Here is an 18180-nt window from a genome sequence, read left to right as displayed (position 1 = left end):
AACCAACCAAAAACTTAACAATTACTATAAGATAAATTCTTCTTAGAGTATGAGGAGGAAGGTAATCACTAAAGGTGATGCAAAGAAGGTTGTATACGATCAAGATCATTGGAGCCTATTTTATAGCTTAAGAAGTAAAGCTAGAGAGATTATGGAGGCCTTGAAGAAGATGGGAATTGATTGCGTAGTGCATGGAAGTTTGGCGAGGGGTGATGTGCATAAGGATAGCGACATAGACATTTTCATACCATATCCAATACCATCATATTTGGTGGAAATAGCATTGGATAAAATAGGTGCAAAGATATATGGTAAGGAACTTGTCCAAGCCACACCTAATCATGTAATGAAAGCACATATAGAGTTAAGTGATAACATAATCATAACATTCCCATTAATGAATATGCGAAGGCTGGAAAGAGAATTTTACAAATTCGGGGGAGAGGTGGATTTAGATGATATTATAAACAATAGGAGGAAACCAGGAGTTACGAAAAGCCTCCTACTAATAGAACCAACAGAAGATGGACATATAGAATCTCCAATAATTGGGAGAGAAGAATATGTCGCGAAGATACTAGGTGTTTCCATAGATATAGTAAAGGAGAGAGAACGAATACTAATGAGGCGCGATGAAATTGGAAGAACAGGAGTCTATTTCAAATATATATTGTCACCAGCTGAAAACTTTGAAGAAGTATTTAAAAATATGTTAGATAGAAACCCAGCATTAAGAAGAAGGTACAGCCTTTAAATAGTATCATATTTATGTGAAAAGAGGGATAAAATAATGATTAACCTAATTATGGTAACACAAAGTCTAGAAGAAAAGTTTAGGGATATTGTAAGTAACTGGATAAAGAGTGTGGAAGAGAATATAATATGGATAACTTCGATGATAAAAGACGCAGCGTTAACCATTGGGAGGGCATCATACTCATCAATGATAATAATTGGAGTTATAATGTGGTGTATGAACATACAAAAATATTACGCAAGAAGATTAATATATGGTGGAATAGTATTGGCGTTAATCACAGAACTGCTGGCTTGAAATCCACAATTACTTGCTAAGAGAAAGTAATATTCGTCTAAAAACACCCATCAAAGTAAATGCTTCTCTACCAGATATAAATGATCTTCCAATAATATGTTTGAACACTATAAAGGCTCTCTCCCTCTTATGTGAAGGATAATTAATGGCATCTAGAATATTCTTAAAATACTCTAAGAGCTTTTCCTTCTCTATTTGAGAAGACTCTCTATACTTAGCAGGTTTACTGGAACTCTTTGATAGAAAGAGCTCGTATAGTATTATGGCAACTGCATGACTAAGATTGAGGGATGGATATAGGTGGCTTGTGGGTATTGTAACTATGACATCACAAAATTTTAATTCCTCATTCTTAAGTCCAATACTTTCCCTACCAAAAATTAAACCTATTTTACCACGAACATCGCTAATAGCATCGGCAAGCATTCTAGGCGTAATGGCCATTCTTAATAAATTGTAATCATGACCACGTTTACTTGTTGTTCCAATATTGAAATCTGTAAAATCTTTCAGTTTAGTTAAGTCATCAAGGACGATAGCGTCATCCAATATCGGTTTAGCATGAACAGCATAGATAGAAGCTTCATTAACATCAATTTTCGGATTTATTAATATTAAATGTTTAAAACCAAAGTTCATCATAACCCTTGCAACGAAGCCCACATTACCTGAATATTCAGGTTCAACTAAAACGATGTATATGCTCTCTAATTCCATCTTCTCACCGCTCTAATTAAATATAATTTCTCAAAAAAGAAGCTTTTTTCAAGAACGACCGAAACTTCGAAGCCCATTTCATATAATTTACTAAGAGTTTTCTGAGGATTGGATAAAGAAGATTGTAAAAGCAGAAGTTCACCATTTTTACGAAGCATGTAAGGAAAAGCATCTATAAAACGATCTATAATCAATCTACCATCCACACCTCCACACCATGCCATCCGCTCCTCCTCATCAATATATAAATCATATTTATCAGCGGGTAAGTATGGGGGATTAAAAACGATCAAATCAAAGGTTGATGGCTTAAATGGATCTACAAGATTACCTCTCACTATTGATATTTTATTTTGTATGGAATTTAGCTTCACATTATACCATGTGTTTCTCGTAGCATTACCACTTATGTCAATTGCAACCACATGTTTACAAACTCTAGTTAGAAGCATAGACAATATGCCACAACCACATCCAACATCCAGTCCACATTCATACTCCTTGTTAAGCGATTTTATCAATTCACAAAACATAAAGCTGTCATCAGATGGGCAATAGACTTTTGGAAATACTGTGATTTCAAAACCGTAAAGATTAAAGCGATGTATATGCTTCATAACGATCTATAGGCTTATTATTTCACTTCAACTTAAAATTAAGTTGATTATATAAAAGCGATGCTACCATATATAATTCATCGATGCCCAACTCTACAACTCTTTTCTCAATAAATGGTATTTTACACACCGTATCATTGTATATTTTTCCAGGAAGGTTTTTGAATTTAAAATAGATATCTAGAGCGTTTCTCAATTTTTTATTCTTACAAGTGAAAATAATTCTAACAAAATCTAGAAAAAACAGGTTTACATCATCTTGAAGTGAAACATTTTTGGGTGTTAACCTTATTAAAGAAATATCAACCTCAGGCTGTGGGTAAAAACAGTTTTTAGATACATTTTCAAGAAGATCTATTTGAAAAAAGAAGTTTGAAGTTACGCTTAACCTACCATAATCTTTAGAACCAGGCTTAGCTAACATTCTATCTACAAACTCTCTCTGTAAAGTTAAGACAGCTAATTTGAATTTGATCTCTTGAGCCATCTTAAACAATAATGGTGAAGATATGTTAAAGGGTACATTAGAAATTATCTTGTCAACGTTACTAATATTTAATTTCAAAACATTGGCATGTATAATGTTTACATTTTCAAAATCTTTCAACATTGACCTTAGGATATTTACAAGTTTAGCATCTATCTCAACAGCTATGACCTTTTTAGCCTTTTCAGCTATCTTTCTAGTTAAAAAGCCAAGACCTGCCCCAACTTCCAAGACAACATCATCACTTTCAATATTTGCCGAATCAATCATTTTTGAAATTAAAGAAGGGCATATAACGAAATTTTGCCCCAATCTCCTTTTAGGCTTTATATTGTACTGTTTTAATATATGTTTAACTTCAGCTAAAAGGCTCATAGCCACTAACCTTTCACAAATAACCTATACTTATCCTCCCCTATTAATTCTGAAATAACACGTTTAATAATCAGCTTCTTTGGATCGGAAATTTTAGCTCTTAAACGTATATCTTCAAAACTTTCAAATGGCTTGACCCTCCTTTCTTCTAGGATAATCCATAAATGTTTTTTCCCGATCCCTGGTAATAATTCAAGTGAATGCATTCTTGTAGTTAAAGCTCCAGCTGTATTGAAGAAGTTTACGAACTTCTTTTCTTGCTGCGTTACAATGATATCAAGCACATTTAATAGCTCATCCTTAGCAGTAGCGGTTAAGTCATTATATGTTATTTTACGTTTAATTCGTAATACTTTATCCCTAACACCCTTACCTATGTACAAAAGCTCTCTGGGGGCAACTGACATATTAGGTCTTATGACAACTTCTAGTAAAACAAAGTAATCTGCGCCTATAACCTGCGCTATTGGCTCACTTTTAAAGAGAGACTTCTCAGTAAGCGGATGACCATATGGTAGGAAATCAAGTACGTAGGCATAATTTTCATAGAAACTATCGGTTTTACCTCTATAAGAAGACATGAAAGAACACCTAAAAAAAGTTTGGATTAAACAAGGATATTGTTAGCAGAAGCTTCTTATAACTTCCAATATTTTTTGCAATTCAGAAGTTAATAGAACTCTTCCCTCGGTTATGGTAAGAACTCTTAACTCCTCTATAGTTTTGGGTAGAATGTTAGCTATTTGAACTGCAGAAAATCGTGATAATTTAAATTCATCTACCAACTTTTTTATTAAATCCTCAGCTTTTTGCGAATCAATCTTAGCTATTTTTGATGATACATCTAATGTGAGATTTTGTAGTGTGGAGAGATTCCCACTCTCCATTCTCTTTTTCAAAAGATCCTTCACTATTGCATAGGGTACTTCAATTTTTTCAGAAATGATTCTTGGAATAGAAATCACCTCAAAATTTAAGTGATTAGCGGCCTGATATGTTGCGGTCTAACAATTAGTGTTTTCTCTTTCTCTCCAAGATTGACTTTAATTATGTAAGCTCTGCCTCTACGACCAATGATCGTCCCCACCTTCCCATGATAGCGTCGGTGCGGCATCCCCTTGTGAACACTTGGGTCAATAACTATGGAAACCTTATCACCTTCCTTATATGGATAAATTATTCTACTTAAAGGTGCTAAACCTTTCTCCCTCACATTTTTACGTAATAATTTCCGAGTTCTACTTCTATACCCAACAGAGTGCTTCACCAATGCCTTCACCTAAACAACAATTTTACAATAGTTTATTTTATAGGGTAATTAATAAATATTCCACCAATTTACTTCCTATATTTCCTCAGATACAAAGATAATGGATAATTCAACGCATCTGGCTTTGAGTTGCAATATTTGAGAAAAGTTAGGTATTGTCCTATTGTTATCTCCGCTTATAAGCTCTTTCACATATAATCCGCCTTGACATTCTATGGTGGCTTTAAATCTTCGGGAATCAATAAGTTCAGTTTTAACAGAATAAACTTTTTTCACTCTAATTTTGTTAGCTCTTCTATGTAGGACACGTAATGGAGTGTACTGCCTAATTTCTCTATTAAAGAAATATTCCTCTAACTTTTTAAGAGAATTTTCATCTAATTCTCCGTCAACTTCGATTAAAGCTTGATAAACTTTTCTGGAAAATGCCGATAAAGTTTTCAGTTTTCTTACCTCTTTCCTATTAGAAAAACGAATTAATTTTACTTCTATCATACCTTTAGCGTTATCATTAATTGCCTTCTCTAAGTAAGCTAAGTCTACATTCCTACGCTTAGGATCCTTTATTTCAACAATGAATGGTCTCCCATTCCCAAGAGTTAAAGTGTCAACGTCTTCTCTCCCCGCACCATGAAAAATGCCTTCAACACCATTAGTAGCATTAAGGATGGGACCTATGATTAATTCAGAGATGGAAGTACTATAGCGTTTACCAGTATAGTTACATTGAGGACACCCCTTCCCCCAGCAATTACTACAAAACCATGTCGTCTGCGGAATACCCCTCACGAGCTTTTTATACCGACCATAAATGAAAACGGGTTTTGGATTTATTGAGATGTTAAAGTTTTCAATGTCCACTATAATAACGATGTCGGGATCATCAAATGACACTTTCTTTCCAATTATAACTTGTAATTTTTTGCCAATTAACCGGTTAAGTTCGGATTTTAGTGATTCACCAACATCAACGCCTATATGTGATCTTACAATGTCTTCTCTTTCTAAGAAATCTGCTGGTATTTTAGTGCCTATAAGAAAGGTGTTGAAATCATATTCATTAAGTATGGGTAAAATCCTCTTCACATATTCATCCAAATTTTCAAATATGTTTTTACATATGAAGCATTCTTTTACACTTTGAAAATCACACCCGATATGTTTCAATAAATCCTGCGCTGGTTTAAAGAAGCCATTACTAGCCAATACTTTTAGGTTGTCTATAGCTAAATCTTTAGATTCATCATCTTTTAACATTAAATGTGAAATCATTGTGAGTAACAATTTTATTGAATATCCTCTATCAGCATTATTTACCCCCTTACCCAATCGCGCGAAGAGTCTTCCAAAACAATGGTCGCAAAGCGGAAATTCCTTTAAAATGTTCATAGCGTTATCTAGAATTTTAGCATTAATCATTACACTTCACCTCTTGTTTATCTAAATAGTTACTTAATATCGTCAGCAAGGCACCAGGCAATTTATACTTTGAGGCAACTTTAATAGGTTTTGCATTTAATTTGATTAATAATTGCAATATGTTTGGATCGATAGATGGATAGAAAATTATGAACTTAAAATTTTTAGGAAAATGAACTTTACCAATCCACATACCTTTATCATCATTGAAAAATAAGTTACTCGAACCTTTAATCAAGCCTGAAAAATCTACTCTACTATACGAGACCCCAGGGGTTAAGAAGGCTTCCATCCCAAATCTCCCATATTTGAGATTCATGGATAAAACTTTGCGGAAAAAGCCAATGGTGGATTGCATATCTGGGCGTAAATTCCTTAATCTATCTGAGTTAAATGTTACACATAACGGATCATTAAAATGTAACAGCAACTTTACATTGGATCTTATACCATGTGAAACTAATAATGCAGAGTACACACTTGAAGAAATTAAGTATGGAAATTTATTTATCAAGCTGCTTAAGGTGTCATTAAATTTCACTATGAAAAACCTTATAGTTAAACCCCTGTAAATCCCTTTAATTTACCAAACAATTTAGTTTTTCTCTTAAACATCTTCATCATTCTTTTCATATTCTTATATTGCTCTAGAAGCTCTTGAACATCTCGAACAGATGTACCTGATCCCATCGCTATCCTACGCATCCTTGAACGATCAATAATTTCAGGTTTTTCACGCTCCTCCTTCGTCATAGATTCTATTATGGCAGAGTACCGCTTTATCTTAACCTTTGACAATTCTTGAAACTCATCTGGAAGTGATAGTGAAAATCCAGGGATTAATTGAATTAATTTATTTAATGGACCCATTTTAGAAATAGATTTAAACTGAGTTAATAGATCGTCTAAAGTAAACTTTCCAGATAGAAATCTATTAGCATCTTCCTCTGTTGGCTTATACTCTGCTAATTCAAACTTCTCAATTAATGATTCTAAATCCCCAAGGCCAAGTATTCTACTAACAAACCTCTTTGGATTAAACGTTTCAATTTCATCTATTTTCTCACCAACGCCAACAAACTTTATTGGTACACCAGTAACTGCGACTGCAGATAATGCTCCACCACCCCTTGCAGAACCATCTAACTTTGTTAAAAATATGGACCCTATTTTTGTGTTTTCATGAAAAACTTTTGCTTGAATGTAAGCTTGTTGACCAATAGTGGCATCAATAATTAACATTATTTCATCAGGCTTAATCTTTTCAGCAATTTCACGCATTTCATTCATTAAGCCCCTTTCTTCCTTATGCCGACCTGCAGTATCAACAATTATGATGTCAAAACCTTCATCAACAAATTTCTTAACACCGTTAACAGCTATTTGAACACTACTAGTCGCATTTCTCTCTCCATAAACTGGAACACCTATTTTCTCACCAAGCTGCTTCAACTGGTCAAATGCACCAGGGCGGTAATTATCAGCACAGACTAATGCAACTTTATAATTTAGCTTCTTATAATAGAATGCTAATTTGGCAGCAGAAGTTGTTTTACCAGAACCTTGAATACCTACAAGCATCATCACATATGGTTTTTTATCAGGCAACTTAACTTTATCAGAAATGTCACCACCAAGAATCTTCACCAATTCTTCGTAAACAATTTTTAATAGTAATTCTCTTTTGGAAAAACCTTGAGGAACCTTCTCTTCTCTAAGTCTTTTTTCAATGTTTTGAGAAATTTGTAAAACTAAATTTACATTTACATCAGCTTGAAGAAGAGCCCTTTGAATATCTCGTATGAACTCCTTTATGGTTTTCTCATCTATTAAAGGAGCTCTCAATATTTTTCTTATAGTTTCACTTAAGGCTTTGCTTAAAGACTCCAGTACCATATAGTTACCTCACGAATAAAGTTTTAATTACTTAGATAAATATATCGTGAACACATATATACATTCTTTTATACTTGTATTGCTGATTTCAACTTTGGGGAAAGACAACGTTAACAGCATTATTTAGTGGTGGAAAGGACTCTACCTTCGCAATATATTATGCTTTAAGCCAAGGGTATATTATAAAAAATTTAATAACCATAGAGCCTAAGAAAGACTCCATATACTGGCATTATCCAAATATCGAGTGGACAGAATTACAAGCAGAAGCCATGGGAATGCCATTAACAAAGATACATGAAGAAGGATATGATAGTATGGGAAGTCTAGAGGAGGTTCTGAAAGAACTGAAAAAGGAAAACGAAATAGTTGGTATAGTATCGGGAGTTATTTATTCTGACTTTCAAAGGAAAGTTTTAATTAAAATATGTAAGAAAGTGGGTTTAAAACTAATTACACCATTATGGATGAAAAATCCGTTAATGATACTTGATAAAATTGTGAAATGCGGAATCCGTGCAATAATAGTTTCAGTTGCCGCCCAAGGGTTAGATGAAGAATGGCTTGGAATGGAAATAAATTATGATACTATTAGCAAATTGATTGAAAAGAATAAAAGGTATGGTATAAGTTTATGTGGAGAAGGAGGGGAATATGAAACGTTTGTTTATGATGCCCCCTTCTTCAAAAAAAGAGTAAAGATAAATAAGTATGAAAAGATATGGATGAAGGATAGTGGAATTTTAAAGATAAGGGATGCAAAATTAGTTGGAAAGTAAATCGAAGTATGCCTTCTCAACTCTTTTATAGATTTCACGTTCATTTACCCTTGTTAGAAAACCGTTAAAAAGAACTATTTCACCATCTATAATGACATGTAATACGTTATGAGGAGAACATGCATAAACAATATGGGAAATTAAATTATTCTCAGATAGGGGATGCATATTTGGTGCAAAGGAGTTCAAAACAATTATATCTGCAGGAGCGTCTTCAACAATTTTTCCCAATGAGTTTATTTTATTCGTTGCAAGAGCACCATTCACAGTTCCAAAGTCGAGAACAAGTTTAGCTGAAGTTAATGAGGGATCTAAAGTGCTATGTTTATGTATCAATGCACAAAACTTCATAACTTCAAACATATTCAAAGAATTATTACTTGCGGCACCATCAGTTCCTAAGCTTACTATGACATTATTCGCTAAAAATTCACGTAAAGGTAAAACTCCACCCACCGCCAATTTCATATTTGAAATCGGACAATGTGATACTTTCACATTGTTCTCTCCTAAAAGGTTAATTTCACGTTTACTAACCCATACACAGTGAGCAGCAATTACATTTGAGAATAAAAAGCCAATATCGTTTAAATATTCAATTTCACGCTTTCCATATTTTTCTTCAAACATTGCTTGCTCCTCCATAGTTTCAGCTAAATGAATATGAATTAATCGCTTTTCCTTTTCAGCGATATCCTTACATTTCATTAACAATTCATTAGAACATGTATAAGGGGCATGAGGCCCAATCGCGCCAATTATTTTAGGTTCGTATGGTTTTACTTCATGTAGAAAAGTGTTAATCTCATTAATCATTTTATTTCTCATGTAAGAGTCATCAAAATCAAAAACGCCTATAGAAACTATTGCTTTCAACCCTGTTTCAGCAGCGGCTTTTACTGTCATCATGGGATTAAAATACATATCAAGAAATAATGTTACACCATTTTTAATCATCTCAATGCATGAAAGTAAGGCACCAATGTAACACTGTTCTGGCGTAAGCTTTCTTTCAAGAGGCCATATCTTATCTTTAAGCCATATTTCTAATGGAAGGTCATCGGCATAACCCCTAAATAGAGACATTGCAGCATGAGTATGCGTATTAATTAACCCTGGCATACAAATCTTATCTTCACAATTAATCACATACTCTGCCTCCACATCTATTTTCTTAGAAATTTCAGATATTTTACCATCCTCAATAAAGATGGAGTGATCTTTCAATATTTTACCGTCATTCTGTGTAATGATAAATTTACAATTTTCTAGTTTTATGCTACGAGCCACCAATAAGCCACCCTATAATATAGCTTTTCACTTTACCCTCATAATCTTCCTTCTACCTAAAATTTCCCAGTATTCAACCTCAACTCCTGGAGCAAGCTTTTCCTTCAACTCAGGTTCTTCGGGGGGCGTTGCATCAAATATTTCATAAGTTGACATATCCATTACTTGTAGAGATGTGGGAGTTACAGAAATTACTTGCCCAACTTTCTTTTCAATAATTGGTACTTCAACTTGAGCATCAACTGGTCCGACATATGTTCTCTTTTTACCATCGAAAACACCGATGGCAACTATTCTCACCTTTGCAGAACCATGCTTCCCAGCTTTAGATTTTTCTATATCGACAACTTTACAAGGTTCATCATCAATAACTATGAAGGACCCTACCTTTAGTGACCCCGCACTTTCTGGCCTCTTCAAAATGTACACCTCAAAAACTATTCAATTCTTCATTCCTTAAAAACATTTACATTTATATTTAGCATTCAATTACTAATTTGAGAAAGAATGAAGAAATGGAGTAAAGTTTTGTTAGCATCACGGACGGATTCGGAAAAAGCAATAAATATGGCTAAAAAAGTGTATGAGATGTTAGTATCTGAAGGTGTCGAGACATTAATTGAAAGAGAACTTTCATGGAAACTGAATATGGATAAAGGGGTTTACATCAAATGTGCTGATGTAGAGGCAATAATAGTGATTGGAGGCGATGGAACAATATTAAGAGTTGCAAATGACGTAAAGGATAAGGGAATACCAATTCTTGCGATAAACGCAGGAACTATAGGATTTCTATCAGAATTGGATTCAAACGAAATGGAGAAAGTATTGGACATTCTAAGAGGGGAATACTTTTTGAAGGAATGCACGAGAATAAAGATTTCCATGAAGGAGTTACCAGTAAAGGATCAACTAATTGAAAAAGTCGAAGAAAGTATTTATCCAGTAAGTGATGCACTAAATGAAATAGCCATTATAACTAGCGTACCATCAAAAGTTGTAAACTTGGTTGTTAAGAAGGATGGAAATGAGATATTAAGTGGGAGGGGGGATGGCTTGATAATATCAACCACTACGGGGTCTACGGCATATTCCCTCTCTGCAGGGGGACCGATAGTGGATCCAGAATTGGATGTTTTTATAATAACACCACTTTCTCCTTTAAATCTTATACAGAGGTCGATAATTGTCCCAACAAATTCAAAAATAGAGGTAAAGGTGTGTGAAGATGGAGCGGATGCACTTATAGCAATTGATGGAAGAAGTTATATACATGCACCTGCTGGGACAATATTATTGCTCGAAAAAAGCGAATTTACAACAAAGTTTATACGGTTAAAGGAAAGAAGGTTTTATGAAAAATTGAAGAAGAGAATGTCGAGGGAATTATGATATATGAAAAGAGTGCTTATTTTAGATTCTTCAGCCATAATGAATGGTTATAATCCACTGTTAGTAACTAACTGTAGGCAAATAATATCAGTTGATGCTCTGAATGAGATATTAAAAGATGATGAAAAAGCTTTGGTGGAATATGCCATTGAAATTGATAGGCTTGAAAAAGCAACACCTAAACCAGAAACTATCATGAAGGTAGAAGAAGTTGCAAGAAAAACTAATGACAGAAAATATCTTTCAAATAGCGATCTTTCAATACTAGCATTAGCATTGGATCTTATCGAAGAAGGATGGAACCCAGTTATATTAACTGATGATTTCTCAATACAAAATGTAGCAAAAGTTTTGGGAATAGAATATGCGCCAATAGCCACACGAGGTATTAGAAAAGTGATTAACTGGAAGCTGTATTGTCCAGCATGTGGAAGAAGGTATGAAGATGAAGACATAAGTGAGTGTAATGTTTGCGGAACGAAATTAAAAAGAAAACCTAGACCTTAACAAATTTAGCTATGAAGTATCCAGGCGTATCATGTTCATCAGGATAGAAGCGTTGAAGTAAATTTGACCCTTTAATAATGTTTAATCCTTGTGTACCAAGATAAAGAATCTGTTTATCCAATTCCAATGGGAAATTTTCTAAAGCATACTTCACAATAATCTCATTTTCATCTGGTGTTATAGTGCATGTTGAATATACAAGAATTCCACCTTTTTTCAAAATTTCCACAGCAGATTTAAAAAATTGCATCTGATATTGAGCACATGCAATAATATCCCTAACTGATTTATATTCGAATAATTTAGGTCTTACACCAAGTGCAGAGCATGGTGGATCCAGTAACACTTTGTCAGCCTTTAAAGATGGGTAATCTACATGGAGGTATCTAGAATCTGAAAAAATTACACTTACATTCCTTACTCCTAATCTGTTGATATTTTCTATTAACTTACTTATTTTTGACTTAGAATTATCAAAGGCGTATATTTTGGCTTTATTGGAAGTTAATTGCGCCAAATGTGTTGTCTTACCACCTGGAGCTGCACACATATCCACTATAACATCATGTGGCGTTGGTTCCAGAATAATACTAGTTAATATGGCAGGTATGTTTTGATCATAAATCTTACCAGAAGCATATTCATCTAGACATCTAATGGATGCACTTTGATATCTTGATCGCAAAACTTTAACTGCTAACCCCTTCCTCTGGTTGAGAATATCTACTTCACTTTGCATAGCGATTCCATTAGCCACAGGAAAACCTTTTTCATCAACGATAGTAACAAAATCCGATCTTGCAACACCCTTTGCTGATATAACGCCAGGAGCATAAAGATCAGCACCCACATAAACACTCTCTGCAGCTTTTTTATCTGCAACAACTATTTTCCCTTGAACTTCAATTTCAAAAGGCCCTTTAACTTTAATTAGTAAAACATCATCTAATATTGGATGAAAAACCGTTTCGATATTTTTCTCGCATAAAGACCTATATACTTCTTCAACACTAGCCTTAAGAGTATTTACGCGAATGGAATAGAATGAGGGGGGGTGCACTAATGCGCCAATTATATTACTTGTTTTTGAAAAACCGAAAAACTTACTTAAATAGGAAAAAAGTTCTTCTGAAAAGCGAGTCCCTTCAGCAAGCTTACAAGTATTGTCAGCCATAATATACAAATAGTATAAAGTAGTTGAGGTATTTAAGGTGTATTTGGGGCGGCAGGGTAAAGTAAAACTTTGTTCTCATTTTTGATGTAAATTTCAAGTGTGAGGGGGATGCTGGAAGTGTGAGTGGCGCATGAAAGGCATGGGTCATAGTTCCTTATCATTCTGGATATAGTATCATATAACCTCTCTTCAGAAACACCATACTTATCAATAACTTGTTGTGATCTGGCAACAATTTCACTTTCAATTACTGGTGTATTTTGGACGGTGGCCACTATCAAGTTTGCATACTTTATGTAGCCATAATCGTCAACCTTATAGTGATGTATAAGTAATCCCCTAGGAGCCTCTATAATACCAATACCATCACTATTCATGGGTTTCAGATTCTTTTGCAGGTAAACGGATTCCATGATTCTTTTATCATCTAATATTTCAAGAATTTTATCCAATACGTATTTGATTTCCGCTATTCTAACAATGTTATAATACTCAGAGGCGCATATTGGTGAAGGAACGTTATACAAAAATTGTTGGGCAAAGATTTCAGAATTTTCAGAATAGAATTTACCATTTATATTGAACCTAGCAAGAGGACCTACTCTATAATAACCGTTATCAATGATCTTCAAATATGGAGCTTTAGCATAACTCCAAGAAACTGCTTTTTCACATATCACCTTCAGATAATCGTTATGCTGAAAAGAGGTTAACAACTCGCCTTTTGGAGAAATGGCATGAATCTCATCTGAATGGTAGAGAGGATAACCTGACTTAGAATGTAACGACACAAAATTGCTTGGCAAACTTATAGAGTTCTCCAATATTTTACTTAACTTATCTTCGATTGTTTCAACGATGATATTAAATAGTTTTATTGATTTTGATGCTTTATCTCTCAATTCAGTTTGTTGTGAAGGTTTGAGTGGGTTAAGAAAAGTTCCAGCCATAGTTGCAGAAGGATGAATTGATGAACCACCTAAAATTTCTAGTATTTGTTGTGCAAATCCTCTAATTTCTAAAACATCTTTAACTAATGATGGATAACTTTTAATCATACCGACAAATCCAGGATTCGGTTTAATATCAGAGAATAATATGTCAGGGAGATATAGTATGAAAAAGTGAAGTAAGTGGCTGTGTAAAAATCCTGCGTAATGTAATAATTCACGTAACCTTATGATATTTTCTTTTGGGATCACTCCGAATATTTCATCCAACGCTTTAACCGATGCTAAATGGTGAGATGGAGAGCATAGACCGCATATTCTTGGTACGATTAATGGAACTTCTTCGATGGGCCTATTTATTAGTAGTTTTTCAAACCCCCTATATTCGGTTACTTGGAAATACGCATTTTCAATCTTATCATCATCTAAAACTAATGTAACTTTAGAATGTCCTTCTATTCTAGTTATTGGATGAAAAACCATTTTTTTACTCATGGCATTAATCACCTTCGTTTAATAAAGTTTAACTTAGAAGACGCTAATGTGTATCGGTATAGAAGACCTATGAGATCTCTTATTTTATTTATATCAATATCTTTTGACTTCTCATCAATCATTGACGAAATGGATGACAAAAATTTTACCGCTGCTTCATCGACATTATGGATGGGTCCCATGCAACCTCTACATGGAGTATTAGCTTTTATACATCTAGCATCACAACCAGCTCTAATTATGGGTCCAAGACAAAGCACACCTTGTTCTAAGAAGCATTTATTTGGCGTGACAGGCTCAAGGGAGAATCGTCGAATACTTTTTATAACTTTATCTTCACCAGTGTTTAGTGGACATTCATTACATATACTTTTTTCAGGTAGTATGAAAGGTTCGCCTTTTAATAAATGTTCAAACAATTTAAGAATTAGATTTTTAGGCGGTGGACACCCTGGAATGGCAATATCAATATTAACAAAATCAACAATAGGTTTAGCATTATCAATCAATTTAGGCATATCATAATCGTCAAAAGAGGTATTAGGTGAATAAACATCGTTAATTACACTTTGAATATCATGCAAGTTCAGTAATCCAGGTATACCCCCATAACAAGCGCAACTCCCAAAGGCTACAAGTAATTTACTCTTTTTACGCCAATTCAACAACTTATTTACATCTTCATGAAAACGCACATTTCCAGTTACTATTCCAATATCAACATTATCCGGTTCTTTAAAGTCGGTTAGTATGGGTGAATATACTATTTCCAAATTGTTGAAAATAACATTATCAACACGCCATATATCAAGTAATGAGTTTTCACAGCCGCTACATCCAATTAATGGAAAAATGGCTAAAGTTAGCTTGGAATTCATAGTCTATAACCTCCCACATTTAATTTCACATGGACCAAGCTTAGTTATCTTATAAGTGAAATCATCAACTATTTTGGAGAAGCGATCCCCCTCGCCAGCAGAAGCCCAGTCTATATGTAATCTATCTGGGTTTATACCCATTTCTTGTAAGAATTTTTTAAAAAATTCCACTTTCATCTTGGCTTTATAATTTCCATTTATATAATGGCAGTCTCCAGGATGGCAACCTATAATCAAAACACCATCTGCACCATGCTGAAATGCGTACAATATATGTGTTGGGTCCACACGTCCACTACACATAACTCTTACTATTCTCAAATTGGAGGAATAGGTTTTCCTTAAATTTCCTGCTAAATCTGCAGCTGCATAACCACACCAATTACATAAAAACCCAATTATTTTAGGTTTGAATACCTCCGCTTGTTGCAAGAAGCTTCATCCCATAATTGTATCCTTCACGTAATGCTTTTAAATTTAATTCCTCAGAGCCTTTTGGAACGCTATCTAAAATAGCCTTCTCTAAAGCACTATATGACACGATACCAGTTATTGCACATAAAGCACCTAAAATAACTATATTTGCAACAATTCTCCTACCAAGTGCCGTTGCTATTCTTGTGGCAGGAACTTTATATATTCTAACATTTTTCCTAGGCGCCCCTTCTACTTTTACAAGATCTTCATCCACTATTATTACTCCATTTTCACATACATAGTCTTTATAGTAATTGTATGCATCTTGGGATAGAGCAATCAATATATTGTTTGATGTTATGTATGGATAATCAATGTCCTCATCAGATATTATCACATCAGTCTTAGATCTGCTACCTCTGGCTTCAGGACCATAGGACTCTGTTTGAACAACATTTTTATTATCAAATATTGCTGAAGCTTTTCCAAGAATATATCCAGCTAAGAGTATTCCTTGCCCCCCAAGTCCGGAGATACGTATCTCCCACTTCATAAGTGGCTACCCTCCCGAAACTATTGACTTAAGTTCAAGACCGCTTTGTTCTTTAATTATTCTATAAAGTTCTTTAACGAACTCTGGCCTATCTCTATCTATGAACTCTCCAACTATTATCTTTTTATTTTTATCTATGTCAACCTGTGCAGGATCCATTCCATTTTGAATTACACTATTTTGAAGTAGATATTTTAAAACTTCTGAGGGGCCTCCAAGTTTATTATATCTTGCATACAAGGTAATGCATGGAGCAATAACTTCAATGAAAGAGAACCCTGATTTTTGGAACGCCTTCTTTATGGTTTTTATCAAAGCAAAAGGTTGAGCAATAGTCCATCTAGCAACAAAAACAGCACCAGCAGCAGTAGCAAGATATGGCAAATTGAATGGATGCTCAATATTACCATATGGCGTAGTTGTCGTTATTGATTGGAAAGGTGTGGTAGGACCGAGTTGCCCTCCTGTCATCCCATAATTGAAGTTATTTACACATATTACAAGTAAATCCACATTTCTCCTTGCTGCATGTATAAAATGATTTCCACCAATGGCAAATAAATCGCCATCCCCACTAATAACTACAACTTTTAAATGAGGTTTAGCAATTTTCACTCCCATAGCAACAGGTATAGCACGCCCATGCGTAGTGTGAAAAGAGTCAAGTGCAACATAGTTGGCTATTCTACCAGTACAGCCTATACCTGAAACAACGACAACGTTATTTAAGTCAATGCCAGATTCCATTAATGCCCTCAAGTAACAATTTAGAACGATTCCTATACCACAACCAGGACACCATATATGTGGCATTCGTTCTGATAGTATTAGATTATCTAATGGATGAGTTTCTTCATAATCTTCGAAACTCATTTCCCACTCACCTCATAAATTAAATTCAATATTTCATTAGGCGTATGAGGATCCCCTCCCATCTTTGGAAGGAAGAAGACCGGTTTCCCTTGAACGCATCTTTCAACCTCCCTAACTATCTGACCATAATTCATCTCAACTACTATGAAGGCTTTGGCATGCTTTGCATAATCAAGGAATTTACGTTGTGGAAAGGGCCATAATGTTATCAGTCTACATAAACCAACTTTTAATCCTCTTTCCCTAGCGATACGTACAGCTCTTAAGGATGATCTAGCAGGTGCACCATAAGCTACGACAACAATTTCAGCGTCTTCCATAAATCTTTCATCAACTTTTATGATTTTCTCAGAGTTTAATCGTATCTTGTCACATAGTCTCTTAACCAATTTCCAATGCACTTCAGGATCAACTGAAGAGGGGAAGCCACTGAAATCATGAGTTAAACCGGTGACATGAACTTTGAACCCTTCACCAAAACACGCCATTGGGGGTACTAGATCTTCATCCGGTTTAAAAGGTAAAAATGACTCTTTTGATAGAGGTTTTTTACGATTGACTATTTCAACTTCTTCAGGTAATTTGATAATAACCTTCTCTCTCATATGACCTACAATTTCATCTGCTAAGAGTATTACTGGGGTTCTAAATTTTTCAGCTAAGTTGAATGCTTCAATGGTCAAATCAAACATTTCTTGAACAGAGAAGGGTGATAATGCTATTATTTCATAATCACCATGGCTCCCCCATTTAGCTTGCATTACATCCCCCTGGCTTGCACGTGTAGGTTGACCTGTACTTGGTCCACCGCGCATCACGTTAACTATAACTATTGGTGCTTCAGTCATAAAAGCTAAGCCTATATTTTCCATGAATAAACTCATACCAGGACCACTTGTGGCAGTCATAACTTTTGCTCCAGCATATGATGCCCCTATTATTAATGCTATGGAAGAAAGCTCATCTTCCATTTGTATGAATACACCACCTACTTGTGGAAGTCTAGCGGCAAGTCTCTCAGCAATCTCGGTAGAGGG

The 18180-nt window shown here is 34.7% G+C and carries 22 protein-coding genes and 1 pseudogene; 5 read left to right on the top strand and 18 right to left on the bottom strand.

Annotated elements, in window-relative coordinates; translation table 11 throughout:
- Positions 1 to 49 precede the first annotated feature (49 nt).
- The gene (locus MRT15_RS00115; RefSeq protein ID WP_304326853.1) at positions 50 to 754 is read left to right on the top strand and encodes a nucleotidyltransferase domain-containing protein; all 705 of its coding nucleotides are present in this window, start codon (positions 50 to 52) and stop codon (positions 752 to 754) included.
- 36 nt (positions 755 to 790) lie between these two features.
- Positions 791 to 1054: a hypothetical protein gene (locus MRT15_RS00110; protein WP_304326852.1), complete on the top strand. Its 264-nt coding sequence runs from the start codon at positions 791 to 793 to the stop codon at positions 1052 to 1054.
- Positions 1055 to 1063: 9 nt separating this feature from the next.
- Here MRT15_RS00110 and MRT15_RS00105 read toward each other — a convergent pair whose 3' ends face one another.
- The 9 genes from MRT15_RS00105 to MRT15_RS00065 form a co-directional block, all read right to left on the bottom strand.
- Positions 1064 to 1771 carry an RNA methyltransferase gene (locus tag MRT15_RS00105; RefSeq protein ID WP_304326851.1) on the bottom strand — a complete coding sequence of 236 codons (708 nt, stop codon included), beginning with the start codon at positions 1769 to 1771 and terminating at the stop codon, positions 1064 to 1066.
- Positions 1762 to 2388 (bottom strand): HemK2/MTQ2 family protein methyltransferase, encoded by a 627-nt coding sequence (locus MRT15_RS00100; protein WP_304326850.1) that lies wholly within the window; start codon positions 2386 to 2388, stop codon positions 1762 to 1764. Before MRT15_RS00100 ends, MRT15_RS00105 begins: the two co-directional genes overlap by 10 nt.
- A gap of 22 nt (positions 2389 to 2410) precedes the next feature.
- On the bottom strand, positions 2411 to 3250 hold the full coding sequence (gene rsmA / locus MRT15_RS00095; RefSeq protein WP_304326849.1) for a 16S rRNA (adenine(1518)-N(6)/adenine(1519)-N(6))-dimethyltransferase RsmA: 840 nt from the start codon (positions 3248 to 3250) through the stop codon (positions 2411 to 2413).
- 5 nt (positions 3251 to 3255) lie between these two features.
- The gene (locus MRT15_RS00090) at positions 3256 to 3831 is read right to left on the bottom strand and encodes a DUF655 domain-containing protein (RefSeq protein ID WP_304326848.1); all 576 of its coding nucleotides are present in this window, start codon (positions 3829 to 3831) and stop codon (positions 3256 to 3258) included.
- A 42-nt stretch (positions 3832 to 3873) separates the two neighbouring features.
- A complete protein-coding gene (locus MRT15_RS00085) occupies positions 3874 to 4215 on the bottom strand; it encodes an RNA polymerase Rpb4 family protein (RefSeq protein ID WP_304326847.1) in 342 nt (113 codons plus the stop codon).
- Positions 4216 to 4223: 8 nt separating this feature from the next.
- On the bottom strand, positions 4224 to 4520 hold the full coding sequence (locus MRT15_RS00080; RefSeq protein WP_369684917.1) for a 50S ribosomal protein L21e: 297 nt from the start codon (positions 4518 to 4520) through the stop codon (positions 4224 to 4226).
- Positions 4521 to 4595: 75 nt separating this feature from the next.
- On the bottom strand, positions 4596 to 5939 hold the full coding sequence (locus tag MRT15_RS00075; protein ID WP_304326846.1) for a tRNA pseudouridine(54/55) synthase Pus10: 1344 nt from the start codon (positions 5937 to 5939) through the stop codon (positions 4596 to 4598).
- Positions 5932 to 6417 carry a hypothetical protein gene (locus MRT15_RS00070; RefSeq protein WP_304326953.1) on the bottom strand — a complete coding sequence of 162 codons (486 nt, stop codon included), beginning with the start codon at positions 6415 to 6417 and terminating at the stop codon, positions 5932 to 5934. Before MRT15_RS00070 ends, MRT15_RS00075 begins: the two co-directional genes overlap by 8 nt.
- 80 nt (positions 6418 to 6497) lie before the next feature.
- Positions 6498 to 7835: a signal recognition particle protein Srp54 gene (locus MRT15_RS00065; protein WP_304326845.1), complete on the bottom strand. Its 1338-nt coding sequence runs from the start codon at positions 7833 to 7835 to the stop codon at positions 6498 to 6500.
- 125 nt (positions 7836 to 7960) lie between these two features.
- On the opposite strand from MRT15_RS00065, the pseudogene MRT15_RS00060 reads away from it, so the two are divergent.
- Positions 7961 to 8614, top strand: a pseudogene (locus MRT15_RS00060) (diphthine--ammonia ligase); the annotation flags it as partial.
- Here the strand turns inward: MRT15_RS00060 and MRT15_RS00055 are convergent.
- On the bottom strand, positions 8600 to 9904 hold the full coding sequence (locus MRT15_RS00055; protein WP_304326844.1) for an amidohydrolase: 1305 nt from the start codon (positions 9902 to 9904) through the stop codon (positions 8600 to 8602). The pseudogene MRT15_RS00060 and the gene MRT15_RS00055 overlap by 15 nt on opposite strands.
- 27 nt (positions 9905 to 9931) lie before the next feature.
- Positions 9932 to 10327 (bottom strand): translation initiation factor IF-5A, encoded by a 396-nt coding sequence (locus MRT15_RS00050; RefSeq protein WP_369684919.1) that lies wholly within the window; start codon positions 10325 to 10327, stop codon positions 9932 to 9934.
- An 84-nt stretch (positions 10328 to 10411) separates the two neighbouring features.
- Between MRT15_RS00050 and MRT15_RS00045 the strand changes: the two genes are divergently transcribed.
- Entirely contained in the window at positions 10412 to 11296 is an 885-nt protein-coding gene (locus MRT15_RS00045) for an NAD(+)/NADH kinase (protein ID WP_304326842.1), read from the top strand.
- A 3-nt stretch (positions 11297 to 11299) separates the two neighbouring features.
- Complete coding sequence (locus MRT15_RS00040) at positions 11300 to 11803, top strand: NOB1 family endonuclease (protein WP_304326841.1); 504 nt, start codon at positions 11300 to 11302, stop codon at positions 11801 to 11803.
- Here MRT15_RS00040 and MRT15_RS00035 read toward each other — a convergent pair.
- The 7 genes from MRT15_RS00035 to MRT15_RS00005 form a co-directional block, all read right to left on the bottom strand.
- Positions 11793 to 12977: a PUA domain-containing protein gene (locus MRT15_RS00035; RefSeq protein WP_304326840.1), complete on the bottom strand. Its 1185-nt coding sequence runs from the start codon at positions 12975 to 12977 to the stop codon at positions 11793 to 11795. The genes MRT15_RS00040 and MRT15_RS00035 overlap by 11 nt on opposite strands.
- A 32-nt stretch (positions 12978 to 13009) precedes the next feature.
- Entirely contained in the window at positions 13010 to 14422 is a 1413-nt protein-coding gene (locus MRT15_RS00030) for a Ni/Fe hydrogenase subunit alpha (protein ID WP_304326839.1), read from the bottom strand.
- Between the two features lie 8 nt (positions 14423 to 14430).
- Positions 14431 to 15300, bottom strand: a complete 870-nt coding sequence (locus tag MRT15_RS00025; RefSeq protein WP_304326838.1) for a hypothetical protein — start codon at positions 15298 to 15300, stop codon at positions 14431 to 14433.
- Between the two features lie 3 nt (positions 15301 to 15303).
- A complete protein-coding gene (locus MRT15_RS00020; RefSeq protein ID WP_304326837.1) occupies positions 15304 to 15732 on the bottom strand; it encodes a hydrogenase iron-sulfur subunit in 429 nt (142 codons plus the stop codon).
- Positions 15704 to 16270, bottom strand: coding sequence for a 2-oxoacid:ferredoxin oxidoreductase subunit gamma (locus MRT15_RS00015; protein ID WP_304326836.1), 567 nt, complete (start codon positions 16268 to 16270; stop codon positions 15704 to 15706). The genes MRT15_RS00020 and MRT15_RS00015 overlap by 29 nt, the downstream gene beginning before the upstream one ends.
- A gap of 6 nt (positions 16271 to 16276) precedes the next feature.
- Complete coding sequence (locus tag MRT15_RS00010; RefSeq protein WP_304326835.1) at positions 16277 to 17143, bottom strand: 2-oxoacid:ferredoxin oxidoreductase subunit beta; 867 nt, start codon at positions 17141 to 17143, stop codon at positions 16277 to 16279.
- The coding region (locus MRT15_RS00005; protein WP_304326834.1) for a 2-oxoacid:acceptor oxidoreductase subunit alpha at positions 17140 to 18180 on the bottom strand (1041 nt) is incomplete at its 5' end. The genes MRT15_RS00005 and MRT15_RS00010, both read right to left, overlap by 4 nt.

It is taken from the genome of Candidatus Culexarchaeum yellowstonense (genome assembly GCF_024707025.1).
Classification (GTDB): Archaea; Thermoproteota; Methanomethylicia; order Culexarchaeales; family Culexarchaeaceae; genus Culexarchaeum.
This window is presented reverse-complemented; position numbering and strand designations above follow the sequence as displayed.